At 54.2% G+C, this 20,349-nt stretch carries 14 protein-coding genes; 10 read left to right on the forward strand and 4 right to left on the reverse strand.

Features of this window, described 5'->3' with window-relative positions; all coding sequences use genetic code 11:
* Positions 1 to 89 precede the first annotated feature (89 nt).
* Together MUN86_RS09255 and MUN86_RS09260 are read right to left on the reverse strand one after the other, a co-directional pair.
* Entirely contained in the window at positions 90 to 533 is a 444-nt protein-coding gene (locus MUN86_RS09255; protein ID WP_245124496.1) for a carboxypeptidase regulatory-like domain-containing protein, read from the reverse strand.
* Positions 534 to 1,059: 526 nt separating this feature from the next.
* Positions 1,060 to 3,519, reverse strand: coding sequence for a TonB-dependent receptor (locus MUN86_RS09260; protein ID WP_245124498.1), 2,460 nt, complete (start codon positions 3,517 to 3,519; stop codon positions 1,060 to 1,062).
* 1,653 nt (positions 3,520 to 5,172) lie between these two features.
* Here MUN86_RS09260 and MUN86_RS09265 point away from each other — a divergent pair.
* From MUN86_RS09265 to MUN86_RS09310, 10 genes are all read left to right on the forward strand, one after another.
* A complete protein-coding gene (locus tag MUN86_RS09265) occupies positions 5,173 to 5,847 on the forward strand; it encodes a glycoside hydrolase family 43 protein (protein WP_245124500.1) in 675 nt (224 codons plus the stop codon).
* Positions 5,766 to 6,773, forward strand: coding sequence for a family 43 glycosylhydrolase (locus MUN86_RS09270; protein ID WP_280640638.1), 1,008 nt, complete (start codon positions 5,766 to 5,768; stop codon positions 6,771 to 6,773). Before MUN86_RS09265 ends, MUN86_RS09270 begins: the two co-directional genes overlap by 82 nt.
* A gap of 265 nt (positions 6,774 to 7,038) precedes the next feature.
* Entirely contained in the window at positions 7,039 to 8,286 is a 1,248-nt protein-coding gene (locus tag MUN86_RS09275; RefSeq protein WP_245124502.1) for an efflux RND transporter periplasmic adaptor subunit, read from the forward strand.
* Between the two features lie 8 nt (positions 8,287 to 8,294).
* On the forward strand, positions 8,295 to 9,740 hold the full coding sequence (locus MUN86_RS09280; protein ID WP_245124504.1) for a TolC family protein: 1,446 nt from the start codon (positions 8,295 to 8,297) through the stop codon (positions 9,738 to 9,740).
* 467 nt (positions 9,741 to 10,207) lie between these two features.
* On the forward strand, positions 10,208 to 10,954 hold the full coding sequence (locus MUN86_RS09285) for an ABC transporter ATP-binding protein (protein ID WP_245124506.1): 747 nt from the start codon (positions 10,208 to 10,210) through the stop codon (positions 10,952 to 10,954).
* Between the two features lie 76 nt (positions 10,955 to 11,030).
* Positions 11,031 to 11,621, forward strand: coding sequence for an RNA polymerase sigma factor (locus tag MUN86_RS09290; RefSeq protein WP_245124508.1), 591 nt, complete (start codon positions 11,031 to 11,033; stop codon positions 11,619 to 11,621).
* On the forward strand, positions 11,611 to 12,858 hold the full coding sequence (locus tag MUN86_RS09295) for an ABC transporter permease (protein WP_245124510.1): 1,248 nt from the start codon (positions 11,611 to 11,613) through the stop codon (positions 12,856 to 12,858). The genes MUN86_RS09290 and MUN86_RS09295 overlap by 11 nt, the downstream gene beginning before the upstream one ends.
* Positions 12,859 to 12,883: 25 nt before the next feature.
* The gene (locus MUN86_RS09300; protein WP_245124512.1) at positions 12,884 to 14,080 is read left to right on the forward strand and encodes an FtsX-like permease family protein; all 1,197 of its coding nucleotides are present in this window, start codon (positions 12,884 to 12,886) and stop codon (positions 14,078 to 14,080) included.
* Positions 14,081 to 14,184: 104 nt separating this feature from the next.
* Positions 14,185 to 15,567: a sigma-54-dependent transcriptional regulator gene (locus MUN86_RS09305; protein ID WP_245124514.1), complete on the forward strand. Its 1,383-nt coding sequence runs from the start codon at positions 14,185 to 14,187 to the stop codon at positions 15,565 to 15,567.
* 47 nt (positions 15,568 to 15,614) lie between these two features.
* The gene (locus MUN86_RS09310) at positions 15,615 to 16,913 is read left to right on the forward strand and encodes a sensor histidine kinase (RefSeq protein ID WP_245124516.1); all 1,299 of its coding nucleotides are present in this window, start codon (positions 15,615 to 15,617) and stop codon (positions 16,911 to 16,913) included.
* A gap of 295 nt (positions 16,914 to 17,208) precedes the next feature.
* Here MUN86_RS09310 and MUN86_RS09315 read toward each other — a convergent pair whose 3' ends face one another.
* Both MUN86_RS09315 and MUN86_RS09320 read right to left on the reverse strand, forming a co-directional pair.
* Positions 17,209 to 18,486: a toxin-antitoxin system YwqK family antitoxin gene (locus MUN86_RS09315; RefSeq protein WP_245124519.1), complete on the reverse strand. Its 1,278-nt coding sequence runs from the start codon at positions 18,484 to 18,486 to the stop codon at positions 17,209 to 17,211.
* A 298-nt stretch (positions 18,487 to 18,784) separates the two neighbouring features.
* Entirely contained in the window at positions 18,785 to 20,254 is a 1,470-nt protein-coding gene (locus MUN86_RS09320; protein ID WP_245124522.1) for a glutamate synthase subunit beta, read from the reverse strand.
* Positions 20,255 to 20,349 lie beyond the last annotated feature (95 nt).

Below are 20,349 nucleotides of genomic sequence, written 5' to 3' on the forward strand. Positions count from 1 at the left end.
GCCAGGCTAGGCCGATGCTAGACGGCAAGCAATTGATAATCAATACTGAAGAACGAGGGGGCACCAGCTAGAACAGCAGGCCGGGGGTGTTAAGCAGCGGGCTTACCTGCTGCAGGTTTCACTTCAACTTGCCGCGCTACTGCACTGGCATTGCGGCTACCCGTTACGGTGGGCTGAGTCGAGGATGAACGGAGCGTGAGCACTCCCATTTGGTGGCGGTTGTGCAGGGCGCGGAGCGCAATGGTTGGCTGCTGGGGCTGATAGCCGAGGACAGTGGTTTTCACTACATACTCCCCGATGGGCACTTTGCGGAAGTGGAAATTGCCTTGAGCATCGGTGGTACCAGCGGCGGCAAAGCGGTGGTCGGTGGCGCGGAGCAGTACCACGCTGGTATGCGGAATTGGCTCTTTGGTGTCGCCGTCGCGCAAGCTGCCTGAAAGGGTGCCTGAGCTGAGGAGGTGGGCCGATAGTTGCAACCCAGTCATGAAGAAGATGAAAGCAAGCAAGGAGCGGTTTACAGAGGAAGTTTTCATGGCGATGAAGGCGAAAAATGAGCACAAAGAGCCACCTGTCGACCAACCTGACGCTGCAGGATTGCCGAAAAAACAGGAGCAAGTAAGTAAGAGAGTGAAGAGTCGGGCCCAAGGAAACTACTTGCTTGGCCAGCAAGCAGCCCGGGACAAAGCGCCACCACGAGCGGTGGGGCATCTTCGGCGGGCGGGTGGCCGTGACCTTACCGGGAGGTGAAAGTCGCCGCGGGCCGAAGCAGGAGCGGGAAAGAACGGCGGAAGTAGCTAGCTGTCTGCCGGGGAGATGCGCAACTGCCTATATAGATGGAGGCTGTTGGAGAAAAGATGCCTGAGAAACAAAAAATATTTTCAACATCTCGCTACGGTATCTCGGGGTTGGTGAAGCGAACATAACCGCACTTTTTTCTAGGGCTAGTAGCATGATAATGTCACCTCTAATAGTTGGTTTCTGATGTGGATACCGCCCAACTTAGTGAACGTTACAAGGCGGAGTAAAATATTTTTTGGGCGGTGTATTTCTTGCTAATTATTATCCGCCGAAACCGCCACCACCACCTTGGGGCTGGTTCTCGATTTTCTTTGGTGGCTTGTTGGAACCGAGGTACCAGGAGAAGCCTAGGTAGCCTACCCGCGACTCCCACTTGTTGTAATAGCGGGCCCGGAAACCGGTGCCGGCAGCATCAGTGGTGTACACTTGGGTCAGGTTACGTTGGGTATTGAACAAGTCGCTCACTCGGAGGGTCAAGGCGGCCCGGTCGTTGAACAGGCGCTGGCGCAAGGCTACATCAACGGAGCCTACTGGTGCGAGGCGGCCTTGAGTGGTAATCACGGCAGCGCGGTAGTTGCCCGTTACTTGCATATCGAGCTTCGGAGTAGGGGTAAAGCTGTTCATCAGGCGGGCCGTGCCCGATACCGTGCGCCGGCTCGATTCGTTGCCCGTGGCCGCAGTTACGTTGGTTTGGAACAGCGAGCCGCTGGCTGTCAGGCGCCACCAGCTCGTAAGGGGCTGGTTGTAGGATACCTCACCACCTAAGCTAGTGGCTTGGCCGAAGTTATCGGCGTAGGTGGCCGTAATGACGGCACCGTTGCCGTAGAGGCGAGTGGCCGTAGTGTCTACCCGCACCAGGCGCTGAATGGCATTGGTGGTTTGGCGATAAAACAGGGTGGAGTTGAGCGAGGCCTTACCTAGCGTTATTTGATGCCCTAGCTCGAAAGCATTGATATACTCGGGCCGGAGCGTTGGGTCGCCGATGCGGTAGGTGCGCTGGTCTTGGTAGAGTGGGAAAGCCAGCAACTGCATGAACCCTGGGCGGTTGAGGCGACGCGAGTAGCTAAGCTGCACGCGCTGGTCGGCCGTTGGCAGCGTCCGAACGACGGTAGCCGAGGGGAACAAGTTGAGGTAGTTGAGCTTGAACTTACCCGTGCCACCTTCCACTTGGCCGCTGGTGTTGGTGTATTCAGCCCGTACCCCGCCTTGCACCCGCCACTTGCCTAGTTCGTGCTGGGCATTGACGTAGCCCGCCTGGGTGTATTCGCGGAACTCGTAGGCATACGACCGGTCAGCAATCCGCTCCATCGCAGGTCCATCGGCGGCTTGACGCAGGAAGTTATCGGTGCCATCGTTGCGCATCAGCTGCCCTTTCAGGCCGGCCTCCAAGCGGCTCTTGTCACTTAAAGGGTGCACGTAATCGGTCTGGTAAGAAGCAGCATTCAACGTCACGTCCAGGTCCTGCTTCCACTCGCGCAGATCGATAGAGCCTTCCGTGTTGCGCTGTCCTACCACTACATCAGCCAATAGATTAGTATAGGTGACATTGGCAGTCCATTCGCGGCCCTTGTGGGCATCCCAAGTATGGCGGTAATCCACTGAGGCTTCCGTATTCATGACGTCCTCCGTTACCCCGAAAGAGCTACTAATGCGGTTGGTGCCAGTGGCATCTGTGAGCGTGGCTAGCTGGTTGCCGGTGTTAAGGCCTTTGTTTTTGTTGGGTTCCACCGATACGGTCAGGCTTTGCTCTGGCGAAATGGTGTAGTCGAAGCCCAAGCGGCCCGAGTGCGTTACGTTGTGGCGGCGGTTGGTGCCATCTTGATCAACACGCAATTCTTGGCCTTCCAGGATGGTGGTTTGCTTGCTGTTCATCAAGCTGCGGTACCGGTCGTCGCGGAAGTCGTAAGACCCAAACCAGTTGATTTTGCCAGCCCGGCGATTCAAGCTGAGGCTGGTGTTGTACTTGTCGCGGGTGCCTAAGTTTACCGTAGCCTGACCATTCCAGCCGTCTTTCTTCTGCTTTTTCAGGATGATGTTGATTACCCCACCGCCGCCCGCGGCATCGTAGCGAGCCGAAGGATTTGTTACCACTTCCACCTTCTCAATAGAGCTAGCTGGAATTTGCTCTAACCGGTTGCCGCCCGTTGCGGTGTTGGTTGGCTTGCCATCTATCAGGATGGTGATGTTGCTGCTGCCCCGCATGCTCACCGTCCCGTCGGGCGATACGGCTACCGAGGGCACGTTTTGCAGCACATTCACGGCGGTGCCACCTACGCTGCTCAAATCCTTTTCTACGTTGATTACCTTCTTATCAAGGCTTTCTTCCACAGTAGCCCGCTCGCCCTGCACCGTTACGCCAGCTAATTGGGTGGCCGTAGGAAGTAGTTTCAGAGTGCCTAAGCGAGCTGTAGGCGCAGTGCCACTCAGCGTGACCAACTGCCGTAGGGGCTTGTAGCCTAGTACAGTAGCCTTCAGCATATACTGCCCAGCTGCCACTTTCGCCATCTCAAAGGCACCATTATCGCCAGTTTGAGCACCAGCTACGAAGCTGCTGTCGCCGTGGGCTTGCAACAGCACCACGCTGGCGAAAGAAAGCGGCTGCCCGGTTTTTTGATCGAGCAAGGTGCCTGAGATAGAGCCAGTAGCAGTGCCAACCGCAACTTTAGTAGATGCCACGTTCTGAGCGCGCAGTTCCAGAGTAAAGAGGCTAAGTGCAGACATAGTGAGGAGGCCCAGGCACCGAAGTGCATGGTTGGTAGGGGAGAAAGTCATCGGAAGTGGTGAGTAGAATGAACGAATCAGGCAAAGAGGTGCCGTTCCAGGCGGCCGCGGCTCCGCGAGGTGGCTGATTGCAGAAATTCAAGCACAATGAAGAAGGATGCATTTGGCACGAAGCCAGGCATCAAGCGGCCAAAACACGGTAGGCGGCGGAGTGAAACATGTGTTTCCTTTGTGCCGCCTAGCACCTAACCCGGTTGGTGAGGTGGTGTCCGGCGTCTGTCGCAATGGCACCCCGGTAGAGGCCAGTGGCGCGGCAGAGAGATTATCTACTTAATGATCCAAAGGTAACAGAAGGTACTATGTAACGCAAGGTACCTTCGATAAAAATTTTTGAAGTGAGCATGAATTAGATGAACGATTTTGAACTATAAGGTCTGATACAGGCGTTCTGAGCCATTTTACGCCCATCTAAATAGCACAACATTATAGTATCGAAAAGTGAAATATTTTACTTTCTCTATTGAGAGTAGCCCATATCTAAAGAGAGGACCCTCATACATCCTTGTTATTGATTCCCTGTGTATATGCTAGATGTAGGATAAGCCTCTATAGTTGCCCTGTCACACCATACTAGTAAAGCAACCTTTAGGAATGCATTAAAGCAGCACAAGCGACTCCGGAAGTTTCGTCCACCTTATAGGTAGTACTATGCTCTCATTTATAGTAAGGCAATAGATAATGCATAGCACCAACTGCGGAGCTTTAGGACTTGAAGCCTTTCCAGCAGATGGTGAGTAATTATTTAGATAATAATTCTCCTATCACCTATGCTCTTTCTAGAACTGCAGAGCCCGGTGTCCTAAAGGCTTGAGCTATCGAACACAAGAGCGGAAGGATAGGATAGTCGAAATCAGCCTGAAACTGAAGAGCACTTAGGTAAGCAATAGAAGTAATCCGAGGTAGCAGGTCAAGAGCCTTCATCTAGGCGCTAGTAAGAGAGTGCGTTCCTATGCTTATAGCCAATAAAAGGCGAGGTATTGAGCGAAGTTCATCGGGGTTGATTGCGATTAAGAAAATAATTTTTCAAATGCCCGAATTTTATTTTAGGGCCCAACACATGAGCTTATCCCTGAATTTTGCTGGAACGGGTGAAAACATGGGAAAAATTATAATTTATTATAAGTAGAGTTATTAATTCTAAATTGGATTGGCTCGAATTATGTAGGTAAGATTTCTAGAGCAGTGAAAAGTTGAATATGCTGCCCTTGCTTGCTGTTAGGGTATTATAGGTAAATGTTTACCTTTGAAATACGAAACAGTGTTGTTGGAATCAAGGGCGTGGAAGTTGAAGGAGGTGCATTAAGAAATCTGGAAAAATCTAACTTTATGAATCTTACAACGGATAGATCTTTTCAGGGAACCGAAATCAACTGGAATGCCTTTACCAGCGTCAACGAATTTCTTGTTCTAGCTCTACCCAACGGTATTTCTCTGCTAACGCCCACTCTTGAGCTCGTGTGGACCCCAACTGTTGGGTTAGCGTAATCCCCCGACTTATTTCCGTAAAGATCTGGCTGCGAACTACTCTAGCGGCTTACTCTTTTATTGCTGCCTAGCACTTCTCACTCCTTTCACTCTTTGTTCTCTTCTGTTGTGTCTTTCGAAGTAGAAACACCAGCTCAGATCGTAACGCCCGCCACCTCTCTCCCGACGGATTGTGCGCCCGTTACCGCTACCAACACGGCTATTAGTGCGGCGCCTGCTGTTGAAACAGCGCCCGTTACTTCCTATGCAAACGTCGTGTTGCCGGGTGATTTTCCCGACCCGACTATTGCCAAAATTGGGGATACCTATTGGGCTAGCGCCACTTCGGCGGAGTGGGGACCAGTATTCCCGCTTTTCAAATCCACCAATTTGGTGGACTGGCAGCTAGTTAGCCACGTTTTCCCAAACAGCAGTTCCTTGCCGGAGTGGACGGAAGCCAACTTCTGGGCTCCCGAGATTTTCCACGAAAACGGCAAAACATACGTTTACTATACAGCCCGCAAGAAAGGCGGCCCCTTAGCTATTGGTGTAGCCAGCGCCGACGATCCGGCCGGTCCTTATACCGACCACGGCCCACTGGTGGCACAACGGTACGGCTCTATCGACGGCTTCCCGATGCGCGACGAGAAGGGTGACCTATACTTGGTGTGGAAGGAAGATGGCAACGCGTACAAGAAGCCAACCCGATTTGGGCGCAGCGCATCAACGCCACGCACACCAAGCTGGTGGGTAAGAAAGTGGAGTTGTTCCGCAATGATGCTCCGTGGGAGGGCTGCTTGGTAGAAGGTTCTGCCATTGTGCGGCACAACAACTACTTCTATATGTTCTACGCTGGCAACGGCTGCTGCGGCAAGTGCTGCACGTATGCTACCGGCGTGGCCCGTGCTGAGAGCCTGCTAGGCCCTTGGGAGAAGTGCCCTGAGAATCCGATTCTAAAGAAAAATGCCACCTGGAAGTGCCCCGGTCACGGCACTGTAGCCGAATACGAAGGCCGGTGGTTCTTGCTGCACCACGCGTATCACGTGCAGAGCCATGAATTTGTGGGCCGGCAAGGTATCTTGAGCGAGTTCACTTGGAACGAGGAAGGCTGGCCTGAGTTTGAAGGCAAAAGCCCACAGGCTGCCCCACTGCACGACGTGAGCATTCTAAACGTAACCGACAATTTCGAAGGCAATTGCCTGGCGGGTACGTGGCAGTGGCCTATCGGTCGTGAGCCAGAGGCAGGCGTAAGCGACGGGCAGCTGTTGCTCACTGCTAGCCCAACCGGAATGGGTTCTATTGTTGCACAACGCACGTTTACAGCCACCTATAAAGTGACTACCGCCGTGGAGTTGAACTCGTTGGATCCTGCTACTTTCGCTGGTCTGTCGGCCATCGGCGACCCAAACAATGCCTTGGCTCTGGTAGTCGGTGACGGTACGCTGCAAGTATGGTCGGTGAAGAAAGGTAAGCACGAGAGCATCACCAAGATTGATCTGCCACTTGGCAAAACCCTCAATCTGCGTTTGGAGTCGTGGGGTGGCCAACGCTTCCGCTTCACTTACAATGTAGATGGTAGCTCTTGGCAGCCGGTTGTACTCGACAGCTTCGCGCTCAACGGTACGTATCTGCCGCCATGGGACCGGGGTATCCGCGTAGGCTTGCTGGCGCAAGGTCCTGCCACTTCAACGGTAGCCTTCAACCAGTTCACTATCCGCAACCAGCGGTAATAGGTAAATATTAGGAGAGTTGCTAAGCCCTCAAGCAAGCTTATTAGTTATTAGTCTTAAGTTATAAACAGAAAGCCCGGCCACTTAAATGACCGGGCTTTCTGTTTTAGGGCATTTCGCATCCGAACACTGTGTCCATTAATGGACAAATTTTCATATTGCTCAATGGTTATTATCATCTACAAGTTACTGATAAATAAATTGTTATGCAAATGGCACGTCCCTTGGCTGATAGTACAGGAAACCTTTCCTCTCCTGTACGAAAATGGACAGAGCTATTTCAACTTCTACCGTACATCGTCGCCGGCGCCGCAGTTGGCTTATTGCTAGTGGCATAGTGCTTGTGTTGGTGGCAGGTCTGCTAGCCTTTCGGGGTGCCCTGAAGCCAAGTCTGAAACGTAGCAGCATTCTTACGGCTACCACCGAAACCGGAGACGTGGAAGCAGCCCTTACCGCGTCGGGGCTCATTATTCCAGCTTACGAAGCCGTAATTACCAGTCCGATCCAAAGCACCATTCGGCGGGTAGCAGTAGCAGTTGGCAGCAAGGTGCAGCCAGGACAAACCATTCTGGAGCTAGATAGAGAGCTGACCACTTCGGCCCTGGCTAAACTGCAGGACGAGCAGCAGCAAAACCGTATCAAGAACAATCAGCTGCAACTGACTCTGGAAAAAGCTCTGAACGACCTTCGCTCCCAAGAACAGGTGCAGCAGGTGAAGGTCCGCAGCTTGCAGTCGACCCTGCGCGACGAGCAGTATCTGCTAAAGATTGGGGGCGGCACCTCCGAAAGTGTGCGCCAAGCCGAATTGAACCTCAAAGTAGCGCAGCTAGAACTGCAGCGCCTAGGAGAACAAATCCGGAACCAGCGAGCTGCCAACGCCGCTGACGTACGCGAGTTGGGCTTCACGATGCAAATTCAGGACCGTAGCATAGCAGAACTGGCTGGTAAGCTGGCGCAAGCCAATATCAGCAGCCAACAACCTGGTGTGCTTACGTGGGTCAACGAAGATCTTGGTACCACCGTGCAGGCAGGTGACGCGCTAGCTCGAGTAGCCGATTTAAGCCGGTTTCGGGTGCGGGCTACAATTTCCGATAACTACGCCGATGCCCTTCACCTCGGTGACCCGGTGGTGGTTCGCATCAATGATACCGACCTGCGCGGCACCATTAGCACCATTAGTCCGGCCGTGGACAAGGGTGTGGTGTCTTTCTATGCATCGTTGGTAAAAGACAATTATCCGGGGCTGCGTTCTAACCTGCGGGCCGATGTATTTGTGGTGACCAGGGCGCATCACAACGTGGTGCGAATTAAGAACGGTCCCTTCTACCAAGGCGGCAAAGAGCAGCCCGTGTTTGTGGTGCGCAACGGCAAACTGGTTCGGCGGACGGTGCAGTTCGGTGACAGCAATTTTGACTTCGTGGAAGTGAAAAGCGGGCTGCAAGCTGGCGAAGAAATAGTGGTGTCCGACATGAAGGATTACCTCGACACACCCGAACTCGTTCTTAACAACTAAGCGGCCTTATGAAACGGATACTTACTTTCCTGTTGCTGGCCGGTAGTACTGCTTCGGCTCAAGTTCCAACTACCACCAAGACGTTAGATGAAGTTATAGAGCTGGCGCTGAACCAGTCGGCGGTGGCCAAGCAAACTCAAACCACCCGCGACCAAAGCTACTGGCAGTGGCGCACCTACCAAGCCAACTACAAGCCGCAGTTAGGTTTACAGGGCACTCTGCCGGATTTCAGCCGCGCCATAACGCCGGTAGAGCAGCCCAACGGTACCATTGACTTCAAACCTGTCCGTTATAATAACTCCAACCTGGCCTTGACGGTCAGCCAGAATATTGGCCTGACTGGCGGACAAGTGTTTGTTGCTTCCGAAGTGCAGCGTTTCGATGACTTCAACGGCCGTATGAAGCGCTACAACAACCAGCCCGTTAGCATCGGCCTCACGCAGCCTTTTGGCAAGTTCAACAGTTTGCGCTGGGCGAACCGGATAGAGCCTTTGCGCTATCAAGAAAGCCAGCGGTTATACGTGGAGGAGCGCGAAGGCATAGCGCAGCGTATTACCGAGCTATATTTTGATGTGCTGCAACAGCAAGTAAACGCCGAAGTGGCCAGCCAAAACGTGCGTGCCAACGAGGAATTACTTCGCCTCGGAAGGGAGCGTCATCAACTGGGCTACCTCTCGCAGAGTGACTTATTGCGGCTGGAACTGAACTTACTAAATGCTCGCCAAGCCATGGCGCAGGGCCAACTCGACGCTCAAAACGCGGCCGTAAGCTTACAGAGCTACACGGGCTTGCGCGCCGAAACCCTGCAACTCGCTGTGCCCGTCGCGGCGCCGCACCTGGTAGTGCCTGCTGAGTTAGCCTTGGCCCAAGCTCGCCAAAACCGGAGTGTGGTGTTAGGCTTTCGCCGTCGGTTGCTGCAAGCAGAGCGTGAAGTAGCTTTAGCCCGCGGTACCACTGGTTTTCAGGCAACCCTTTCGGCCAACTTAGGCTACGTAAACCAAGCCAGTAATTTGTGGGATACCTATGCCGCCTTGCAAAACCAGCAGCAGGTGCAACTCACGTTCTCGCTGCCGCTCGTGGATTGGGGCAAGCAGCGGTCCATCATGAAAACGGCGGAGCTAACCCGCCGCCAAGTGCAAAATGATGTCGCTCAGGAAGAGCTTAGCTTCGAGCAGAGCGTACAGGTGCAAGCCACGCAAATCAAGACGTTGAGCGAGCAATTAGCCCTGGCTAGCCACGCCGATTCTCTAGCTCAGCAACGCTACAATATTGCGCAGGCAACTTATAAAGTAGGCCGCATCAGCCTCACCGACCTCACTATTGCTTCGGCAGAAAAAGATCAGGCCCGCCGTACTTACATCTTGGCGCTGCGTGCTGCTTGGGTGGCACATTACCGGCTGCGCGCTCTCACGCTCTATGATTTCGAGCGGCAAATACCACTAGCAGCAAAGTAGGGGATAGGAAACCTGCTACTTCTATAGCACTCAACAAAGCCAAAGCGCACCGCAGCCCTAGCTACGGCGCGCTTTGGCTATTGGAGCAACTTCACATGAATAGTGGTTTATCTGGTCTGAAAGGTCACTCCAAGTAAGAAGTGAAGCATTCGCATAGTGAATTATCTCGCGTGCTACCCACTGATTCCGCAATACGAGCGAGTTGTTTCGGCTCCGCCCAGCATAACGGATGGATTAAACAAACTTTTATGTCCACTCTTAATCCGCGCTCAATCATTATCGAACACTCTGTCCGGAAACGGACACCTTTTGTATTCGGACTATTTTGAAATTATGTAATAAGTTACTGTTATTCAACGTATTAAAACAATGGCACGGCGCTTGGCTACATTACTATGAACCTAGGGCTATACTGCTCGAATTCGGACAACTTCTTGCGCCATCCTTTCTAACTCTTGCTATATCTCATGGAAAACATTCTCTCTCAATCGGCCGCCCGGCCTCAGGCTTCCCCCGACGCAGTTACTTCTGCTGCCAGCCAGCCCGTTATTCAACTGCGCGATATCGAGAAAGTCTACCAAACCAAGACCATTGAAACCGTAGCTTTGAACCGCGTGAACTTAACTATCAACAAAGGCGAGTTCGTGTCGATTATGGGGCCGTCGGGTTGCGGGAAGTCCACGCTACTTAGCATTATAGGCTTACTCGACGAGCCAACCAGTGGGGTAATCGAGCTGGATGGCCGGCCGGTGAATTCCTATTCCGATAGAGAGCTGGCTTCGCTGCGTAACCAAAAAATCGGGTTCGTATTCCAAAGCTACCACCTCATCAACGACCTCTCGGTAATTGATAATGTGGAACTGCCCTTGTTGTACCGGCCTGGCGTAGGCGGCAAAGAGCGGCGCCAGCGGGCCTACGCCGCCCTCGATAAAGTAGGGCTAAGTGCGCGCACCAACCATTTCCCGAGTCAACTTTCGGGTGGACAGCGCCAGCGGGTAGCCATTGCCCGCGCTTTGGCCGGCCGTCCCGAAATCATTCTGGCCGACGAACCAACGGGCAACCTGGACTCCGTGATGGGCGAGGAAATTATGGACCTGCTACTGGATTTGAATCGGCAGGAGGGTACCACCATCGTGATGGTGACTCACGACGAACAGCAAGCCCGCCGCACCGAACGGCTTATTCGCTTTTTCGACGGTAGCCAAGTCAACTAGATCTGGGGCCCCCGGCTAGCCGCCTTTCGCTAAAGCGGCCAGCAAACTTCGAACACGTGCTTAAAGCAGTAATAAAATGAAAACCCTTGCACTTCCACTGCCCGATACCGAACTGGTAGCTGCTTGCCGCCGGGGTAGTGCGGCGGCGCAGGAACAGCTTTACCGGCGCTTCGCGCCCAAGATGCTGGCCTTGTGCTTGCGCTACGTTCGCCACAAGTTTGATGCCGAGGATACCCTGGTTCGTGGTTTCGAGAAGGTGTTCCGCAGCCTGGGCCAGTTCGAGGGCAAAGGCAGCCTGGAAGGATGGGTGCGCCGCATTATGGTGCACGAAGCATTAGGCTTCCTGCGTAGCCGGGAGTCACTGACGCTCAGCATCGAAGACTGCTCTACCGACCACCTCGCTACCGATTTGCCTGGTGCCGACGTGGAACTGCAAGCCGCCGACCTGCTTCGGTTGGTGCAGGAGTTGCCAGCTGGCTACCGGGCGGTGTTCAACCTCTACGCGCTCGAAGGCTATAGTCACCTGGAAGTTGCCGATCTGCTTGGTATTACGGAGGGCACCAGCAAGTCGCAGCTGAGCAAGGCCCGGAGCATACTGCAGCGGCAGGTTGCCGCGCTTCAATCTTCTTTTTCAACTTCTTGCTACCTCACAACTCATGTTGCTTAGCTACCTTAAAATCGCCTGGAAGGTCTTGCTGCGCCGCAAGTTCTTCACGTTTATCAGCCTGTTTGGCATCAGTTTCACGCTGATGGTGCTGCTCGTAGTGGTGGCCATGGTCGACCACTTCAAAGGGGCCCACGCGCCCGAGTCGCGGATTGAGCGCATCGCCTTTATTTCGTTTATGCGGCAGGACTTTAAGGATGGCGGGCAGATGAACACCCCAGCAAGCCCGTATTTCATCAATAAGTACGTGCGCGCTATGAAAACTCCGGAAAAAATAGCGCTGTTCTCGCAGTTCCATGGCACGCCTAGCTATGTTGGCAATACGAAATTGGAGTTGGACCTGCGCTTCACGGACAACGTGTTTTGGGAGGTATTTAACTTCAACTTTCTGGAAGGCAAGCCCTATAATGCCAACGATGTGCGCGACGCAAACCGCGTGGTTGTCATCACCGAAACCACTGCCAAGCAATACTTTGGTACGGCCCGCGGCGTGGTAGGCCGCGAGATTGAAGTGGACCAGCGTAAGTTCCGGGTTATTGGCGTCGTGAGTGATGTAGGAATTATTCGCTTCAACTCTTATGCCGAGGTGTGGGCACCCGTGACGACAACGAAGGCCGATATCGGGAAATCGGTACTAGAGGGCGAGTATTATGCTGCGCTACTCGCTCCGGAGAATACCGACATATCAACGCTTGATGATGAATACCAGCAGATACTGAAGCGCGTATCCATCCCGAATCCCGATATCACTAAAATTCACTCCCACGCTGACGGTCTGATGGCTACCGTCACGCGCCAGCTTGTCGGGCGGGGCAGCGACGAGTCCAATCACCTTGACACTTTCTACTTTATTGCCTTTGGCTTGGCCCTGTTGTTTATGCTGCTGCCGGCTCTGAATTTGGTGAACATCAACCTGAGCCGCATCATGGAACGCAGTTCGGAAATAGGCGTGCGTAAGGCTTTTGGCGCCACAGATGGCACCCTGATTGGTCAATTTCTGATCGAGAATATTTTCCTCACGCTCATTGGTGGGCTGCTCGGCTTGGGGCTCGCCTTTGTAGCGCTACAGCTAATCAGCGACTCCAATTTCATTTCCTACGCTCAGTTCACGCTCAATCTGCGCGTGTTTGCTTGGGCCATGCTCGCAACCGTGTTTTTTGGCGTGCTATCGGGTGTCTATCCGGCCTTCAAAATGTCGAGGGTGCAGCCAGTACAAGCACTGAAGGGTGGTACCAATTAATCTTCTACGTAGCCTTTCCTCTGCCATGATACGTCACCTGTTTACTTTGATTTGGAACCGTAAGCGCTCCAACTTCTTGTTAGTCACAGAAATAGTGCTGTCTTTCTTCGTGCTCTTCGTGGTAAGCAGCATGCTCGTGTACAACTATTACAACTACCGCCAGCCGCTGGGTTACGACTACCAGAATGTGTGGGAGATTAACTTGAACCCCGGGGTCGATACGGTTGGCTACAAACAAAAGCTCATGTTGCTGGTGCAGCGCCTGAAAGCAAGCAAGGGCGTTATAAAGGTTGCCAAAACCAATTCCAATACGCCCTTCTCGTTTAACAACATGAACGGCCACCTCTACTACAAGCACAAGCAGAGCCCGATAACCGAAAACTACGATGTTGACGACGATTTCCGGGATGTGCTGAAGCTGAACGTAGTGGAAGGCCGCTGGTTTGATCGGCGTGATGCGGCTAGCACACGCAAGCCAGTCATCATCAACTTAGCCCTGAAAAACGCTATGTTCCCCGGTGAAAAGGCGGTAGGCAAGATATTTACCGACGAGAAGGGCACCACCGAATGGCAGGTAGTGGGGGTGGTAAATAAATACCGAGCGGGCAGTGACTTTGCCGAAGATGCTCCTGCTAGTTTTCGGCGGCGCCCTTTAGAAGATGAGGTTACTGCCAAGTCGGCTTCGTACGAAATACCCGTCCTGTTGGTGCGCGTACAGCCCGGCAGCGGGGCTGTACTGGAACAGCAACTGATCAAGGAAATTACGGACGTGACTAAGAGTTGGTCGGTGACGGTAACTTCCCTCGAGCAGAACCGGGTTTCGAAGTTAAAAGTGGTGGTCACGCCCTTCATTGCATTAGGCTTGGTGTGCGGGTTTCTGATTTTGAATGTGACGCTGGGGTTGTTTGGCGTACTGTGGTACAATATCAACCAGCGCAGAGCCGAGATAGGAATTCGTCGGGCACTAGGTGCGACTGGCAACGCTATCGGCAGTCAGTTTCTAGGTGAAATGTTGGTGGTTACCACCCTGGGCGTGGTAGTGGGGCTGGTGCTAGCCATGCAGTTTCCTTTGCTCGGCGTGTTTAGTGTTGCCTCTACTGTTTATTTTCAAGCCATGATTCTGGCCACGCTGCTGATCTTTTCACTCACGGCTATTTGCGCCTGGCAGCCAAGCCGTATTGCGGCGTCCGTTCAGCCAGCTGTATCGTTGCGGGAAGAGTAAGTAGTTGCTACCTGCGAGCGTCGGCAACGAGCTACGCATAGCAGTGGTGCCACTTTATCTACCCTTATATATCCGCTCGAATCGCGTTCTTCGCCCCTTGAACTATGATACTGATTGTTGACGACGATGTGGCCGTGCGTACCTCGCTGGGGCTCCTGCTGAAGCAAGCAGGGTACCCGGCGAAAAGCGTGGCCACGCCCGAGGAGGCCTTACGTGTCGTGCAGGAAACGCCGCTCCGCTTGGTACTCATGGACATGAACTTCTCGCTTGATACCAGCGGCCAAGACGGCTTGCAACTGCTAACGCAGGTGAAGCAAGTAGCCCCGCAACTCCCCGTAATTCTGATTACGGGGTGGGGGTCCATCACGCTGGCCGTAGAAGGAATGAAAGCCGGCGCCGCCGAATTTGTGACCAAGCCCTGGCACAACGACTCTCTGCTCCAAACCATCCGCACCATTCTGAGCTTGCACGAAGTTGAGGCGGAAACGGACCCCGCCGCCCTCAGCCGCCGCCAGCTCGACAAGCAGTACAACTTCAAAAATATAGTAGGGCAGGATGCGCGCTTGTTGCAGGTGCTGCGCAACATAGGGCAGGTAGCTACCACCGATGCTTCGGTGCTCATAGAAGGTGAAAGCGGCACAGGCAAAGAGCTAATTGCTGAGGCAGTACATCAGAATAGCCACCGCCGTCGCCAGCCCTTCGTAAAAGTGAACCTCGGCGGTATATCCGCTTCATTGTTTGAGAGCGAGATGTTCGGGCACCGCCGCGGCGCCTTCACCGATGCCAAAACCGACCGGGTTGGCCGCTTCGAGCTAGCCAACGGCGGCACTATTTTTCTAGACGAAATTGGTGAACTAGACCTCAGTAGCCAAGTGAAGCTACTGCGCGTGTTGCAAGACCGCACCTACGAAGTGCTCGGCGACAGTAAGCCCCGCCGCCTCGATATCCGGGTTATCTGCGCCACCAACCGCAACCTTGCCGAAATGGTGCAGCAAGGCCGGTTCCGCGAAGATTTGTTTTACCGCATCAACCTCATTACGGTGCGCCTGCCCGCTTTGCGCGAGCGGCCGCAGGATATTCCGCTGCTGGTGCAGCACTTTGTGGACGGTTTACGCGCTACCTACAACCGGCCGGCCTTGAAAATAGGGGCGCGGGCGCAGCATTGGTTGCAAGAGCAGCCGCTGCCGGGCAATATCCGCGAGTTAAAAAACCTCGTGGAGCGCGCCGTATTGGTTAGCGGCAAAGACGAGCTGGGCCCCGAAGATTTCCAGGCGCAGTTTCAGCGTGCGCCTGTCCGCACCGCTGAGCCTGGCGAGCTGCCCGAGCCAGGCACCATGACGCTCGACGAACTGGAAGCCCAGATGATACGCCGCACGCTCGAACACTACAGCGGCAACATTAGCCGGGTAGCCAAAGCCTTGGGGCTGAGCCGTGGTGCCCTGTATCGGCGCTTAGAGAAATATGCCATTCCGTTTGATGCGGAATAGGAGGGGAGCTAGTTTCGTAGCCTTCCAGTTCCAACAAGTACCCTTCTATGTCGTTGCGCGTCAAGTTTATCCTGTTCGTCACCATCATTCACGCCGTATTGATTGTGTTGGCCGGACAGGTGATGCGTACCAATGCACCGCTATTTGTAGGTCTAGAGGTGTTGCTGCTCATTAGTATTATTTTCACGGTGCAGCTCTACAAGAACTTTGTGCGACCGTTTCAGCTGATAGCCGCCGGTACCGAAGCCATTCGCGCCAAGGATTTCTCGATGAAATTTGTGCCCGTAGGGCAGCGGGAAATGGACCAGCTCATTGACGTGTACAACCACATGATCGACGAGCTGCGCAAGGAGCGCATTACGCAGCACGAGAAAAGCTTCTTGCTGGAAAGCCTGATTCAGGCGTCGCCGGCCGGCGTGCTGCTTCTCACTTTCGATGGCACTATTGAAGGGGTGAACCCTGCGGCAGAGCGTATACTTGGGCTGCCCATAGGCAGCTTGCTAGGCCAAAAACCCGCCCACTTGCCCGGTGATTGGGGAGCTGCGTTAAGCCACATTGCCGAGCACGAACCCCAAGTAGTACGTCTGTCGGGTATTCAGACCTACCGGGCCAGTTGCTCGCATTTTGTGGATCGGGGGTTTACGCGCCACTTTATTGTGCTGGAAGAGCTAACGCAAGACCTCATCCGGCAGGAAAAGCAGGCGTACTCCACGCTGATCCGGATGATGTCGCACGAAATCAACAACTCTATCGGCGCCATCAACTCCATTCTGCAAAGCTTCCACCATTACGCCCCGCAACTCAGCCCCGCCGACCAGCCCGATTTCACGGAAGCGTTGGACGTGTCCATTGCCCGTAATACGCACCTCGCCAATTTCGTGGCCAACTTCGCCAACCTTGTGCGCTTGCCGCTCCCTACGTGTCAGCCAACGGACGTGCACGAGCTACTGCGCCATACCGAGCGGCTACTGCACGTGCAAGCCGAACGCCGCCGGATCTGCTGGCACCAAGACCTTGCGCCGGGTTCGTTAGTGGTCGATTTGGACGGTCAGCAGCTAGAACAAGCGTTGCTCAACATCTGCAAAAACGCGCTTGAAGCTATTGGTGAAGGCGGCAACCTGTGGGTTTGTACCAAACTGCACCCGCCGCAACTGGTCATCGAAAATGACGGCCCCAGCATTCCGCCCGACGTGCAGCGTCGCTTGTTCACGCCCTTCTTCAGTACCAAGCGCGACGGGCAAGGTATTGGCCTCACCCTCATCCGCGATATTCTTCTACAGCACAACTTCACCTTTAGTCTGAAAACGCAAGAAAACGGCCGCACCGCGTTTACAATTCAGTTCTAAAGGAAGTAGATGAGAAGATGTCGAAGGACAAGCATATAGGCTAAGAAGTGGTAAGGGCTAACAAGCTAGTTTCCCTCAGATGAGGGAGCTAGCTTGTTAGCCCTTATTAATTGTTGCACTGCCTTTTACCGCTTAACAGGAGGCTTGCGGGCCGGGGCTGTTCTGCCTGCTGGAGCCGGAGCGCCTTCTGCTATTTGCTGACCGTTGCGGAAGTTCTTTTTCTCCTGCACCGTTTTACCATCCGGGCCGAAGTATGTCCAGGCGCCAGATTCTTTCCCGTTGCGGTAAAAACCAGTTACTTCGGGGTGCCATCTTCTCGCAACTGGCGGTAGTTGCCCGTCTTCAAGCCCTTCACATAAGTGGTTTCAGCTTTTAACTTGCCCGAGGCGAAGAACTCCTGGCCTAAGCCAGTGGGTTTGCCGTTTTCGTAGAGTACTTTGCTTTGGACAGTGCCGGTAGGGTAGTAAGCCAACTTTTCGCCCGCTAGGCGTCCATTGACATAGCTTTCTTGGCTTGCCACTTGCTTGCCACCGGGGTGAAAGGTGCGCCACTGCCCGACGGGTACCCCGTTTTTGTACTGCTGCTCGGCTTTGGGGAAGCCGTCTTCGAAGTACATCGTGATTTTGCGGTCCTTGCCTTGATTGGCGTAGTCGATTTTCTGCTCCGGTTTGCCCGACTCGTAGAAATCTTGTTGCGTACCAACCAGCACACCCTGGCGATACGTCTGCTGGCTCTTGAGGGCGCCACTTTCATAATACGATTTGGCCGGTCCGTCGAGGACTGAGGAGCCGCCGGTTAGGTTACGAGCCTGCTTGGTGAGGTCGTCGCCGAGCGGGTTCTTCACGGCGCGGCCCGCAAAATTGCCGGCCATCGAGGTGCCTTCGGTGCGCAGCTTGCCCGAGCGGTAGTAGCTGCGGTAGCTGCCCTTGCCCGATTTGTCGGCTAATACTTCCGTTTCCTTCTGGCCATTGTCGTAATACGTGGTATAGGGACCGGCCAATAAGCCTTTCGCAAAAGTGGCTTCACTTTGCAACTGGCCATTTTCGTAATAGGTTTTCACGGGGCCGTTGGCTTGCCCATTTTGGTAGGTGATTTCCACCTTAGGCTTGCCCGATGGGTATAGTTCTCGTACGGCGCCAGCGGGCTGGCCATTGGTAAGCGTGGTTTCCAGCTTTACGCGACCATCAGGGTACAAATAGCGCAGTAAGCCCGTTGGCTGGTCGTTTTCGTAGGTGCCCTCTTGGGCCAGTTTGCCGGTATCGTAATAGGTTTTGAACGGGCCTTGGCGTACTCCATCGGCATACGTGACTTCCAGCCGCCGTCCGCCATTAGGGTGAAACTCGACGTAGGCAGAGTCGCGCTTGCCACCGGCGTAGCGGGTTTGCGCCTCTAGTTTGCCTGAGTAGTAAAAACGCTTGTATGGGCCTTCCATTAGCGTGTCGCCGGCCACTACCGCCGAGTAGATTTCACGCTTATGAGTGTTGGTAGAGTCGAAATAAGTGGTGAAGCGCCGCAACGTTTGCGCATGAGCAGCGGTAGAAAACAGAAGCAGAAGAAGCGTAATTCGTTTCATAATGACAAGAACGCACGAAAACTCGGCAAAGTGCGGAGCGCATCCCTCTAGCTGATTTCGTGCCACAGGTAATAGAGATGCTCCCCTCGTATAGTACTGAAGCAATAGGTGTAGTGTAAGGCGTCGAGTAAAACCGTAGCGCGGCCAGAAGTTGGACAGCGGACTTACACCGTACTATCCAACCTCTGACCGCGCTGCAATTTGTTTGATGCCCTGCTTCTGATACCGAAGCATCCCTTGCCTTATAGCCCTACTTTGCTCAACTAAAGGTCAACAGAACCTGACTTGGAATAGAAGGTTACGCGAACATCGGCTCGGCATCCTTGGTCGGCAACACCGTTTTGCCCATCAAGAACTTATCTACTTGCCGGGCGGCTTCCCGGCCTTCCGAAATAGCCCACACGACCAACGACTGGCCCCGGCGCATGTCGCCGGCGGCGAATACACGGGCTACGCTCGTTTGATACGCTTTTTCGGTGGCCTGTACGTTGCCGCGGCCGTCTAGCGCCACGCCAAACTGCTGAAGCATGCCATTGGCTTGTGGATGGAGGAAACCCATAGCCAGGAAAATGCGCTGGCAAGGCACTTCTCGCTCCGAACCTTCTATTTCCTGAAATTTGATTGGGCGACCCATCACGTCGGTTTCCCAAGTCACGTCGGTGATGCGCAGGGCGCGCAGATTGCCGTTTTCGTCGCCCAAAAACTCTTTGGTATTGATGCCCCAGTAGCGCTGGCAGCCTTCCTCGTGCGAGGAAGTGGTTTTGAGCACCATCGGGTAGTTGGGCCACGGCATGTGCGCCGTACGCTCCTTGGGTGGTTGTGCCAGCAACTCAAATTGCGTAACGGAAGTCGCACCTTGCCGGTTGGAAGTCCCAACGCAGTCAGAACCCGTGTCGCCGCCACCGATAACTACCACGTCCTGCCCGGTCACTACAATCGGCTCTTGCTCGACCGCCCGTGCGCTTACGCGCTTGTTTTGCTGCTTTAAGAAGTCCATGGCAAAGTGAATGCCTGGTAGTTCGCGGCCCGGCAGCGGTAAGTCGCGCGGGATGGTGGAGCCACCGGTCAGCACTACGGCGTCGAACTCGTTTAGCAGCGCATTGGCCGGTACGTCCTTGCCGATTTCGGTGTTGCAGCGGAAGATTACGCCTTCCTCTTCCATCAAGCTAATGCGGCGTTCTACCACCCACTTTTCCAGCTTGAAATCAGGAATACCGTAGCGCAGCAACCCGCCCGGCATATCGTCACGCTCGAACACCGTGACAGTGTGGCCCGCTTTGTTGAGCTGCGCCGCAGCCGCCAAGCCCGCCGGCCCGGAGCCAACCACCGCCACCGTTTTGCCCGACTTCAGCAGCGGGGCCGAAGGTCGAACCAAGCCCTTCTGGAACGCTGTTTCGATGATGTGCTTCTCGATTTCCTCGATGGCCACGGGCGGCCGGTTGATGCCGAGCACGCAAGCCGATTCGCAAGGAGCCGGGCAGATTCGGCCCGTGAATTCGGGGAAGTTATTGGTGGAAATCAGTACGCGGTAGGCTTCTTCCCAATCCTGCCGATACACCGCATCGTTGAACTCGGGAATGATATTGCCTAGAGGGCAGCCCGAGTGGCAAAACGGCACGCCGCAGTCCATACATCGCGCCGCCTGGTGGTTGAGCTGCTCAGGTGAATACAGCCCTACAAACTCATTATAGTTAGTAATACGCTCGGTTGGGGCCACCTTGGCCGGCAGCTCCCGGTCGAATTGTTTGAATCCGGTGACGTGTCCCATGACGTGTAGTGTTGAGAGGTAAAGACGCAACGCAGGACTTAGTTAGCCTTCCATTCGCGTCATCTCGTTGCTGATTTGTTGTGGTTACTTAATTG

The organism is Hymenobacter volaticus, assembly GCF_022921055.1.
In the GTDB taxonomy this organism is placed as follows: Bacteria; Bacteroidota; Bacteroidia; order Cytophagales; family Hymenobacteraceae; genus Hymenobacter; species Hymenobacter volaticus.

What these genes read in the sequence shown, in the direction of transcription:
- MUN86_RS09255 (WP_245124496.1), bottom strand. Translation starts at nt 533, where the DNA reads ATGAAAACTTCCTCTGTAAACCGCTCCTTGCTTGCTTTCATCTTCTTC.
- MUN86_RS09260 (WP_245124498.1), bottom strand. Translation starts at nt 3,519, where the DNA reads ATGTCTGCACTTAGCCTCTTTACTCTGGAACTGCGCGCTCAGAACGTG.
- MUN86_RS09275 (WP_245124502.1), top strand. Translation starts at nt 7,039, where the DNA reads ATGGACAGAGCTATTTCAACTTCTACCGTACATCGTCGCCGGCGCCGC.
- MUN86_RS09280 (WP_245124504.1), top strand. Translation starts at nt 8,295, where the DNA reads ATGAAACGGATACTTACTTTCCTGTTGCTGGCCGGTAGTACTGCTTCG.
- MUN86_RS09285 (WP_245124506.1), top strand. Translation starts at nt 10,208, where the DNA reads ATGGAAAACATTCTCTCTCAATCGGCCGCCCGGCCTCAGGCTTCCCCC.
- MUN86_RS09290 (WP_245124508.1), top strand. Translation starts at nt 11,031, where the DNA reads ATGAAAACCCTTGCACTTCCACTGCCCGATACCGAACTGGTAGCTGCT.
- MUN86_RS09295 (WP_245124510.1), top strand. Translation starts at nt 11,611, where the DNA reads ATGTTGCTTAGCTACCTTAAAATCGCCTGGAAGGTCTTGCTGCGCCGC.
- MUN86_RS09300 (WP_245124512.1), top strand. Translation starts at nt 12,884, where the DNA reads ATGATACGTCACCTGTTTACTTTGATTTGGAACCGTAAGCGCTCCAAC.
- MUN86_RS09305 (WP_245124514.1), top strand. Translation starts at nt 14,185, where the DNA reads ATGATACTGATTGTTGACGACGATGTGGCCGTGCGTACCTCGCTGGGG.
- MUN86_RS09310 (WP_245124516.1), top strand. Translation starts at nt 15,615, where the DNA reads ATGTCGTTGCGCGTCAAGTTTATCCTGTTCGTCACCATCATTCACGCC.
- MUN86_RS09315 (WP_245124519.1), bottom strand. Translation starts at nt 18,486, where the DNA reads ATGAAACGAATTACGCTTCTTCTGCTTCTGTTTTCTACCGCTGCTCAT.
- MUN86_RS09320 (WP_245124522.1), bottom strand. Translation starts at nt 20,254, where the DNA reads ATGGGACACGTCACCGGATTCAAACAATTCGACCGGGAGCTGCCGGCC.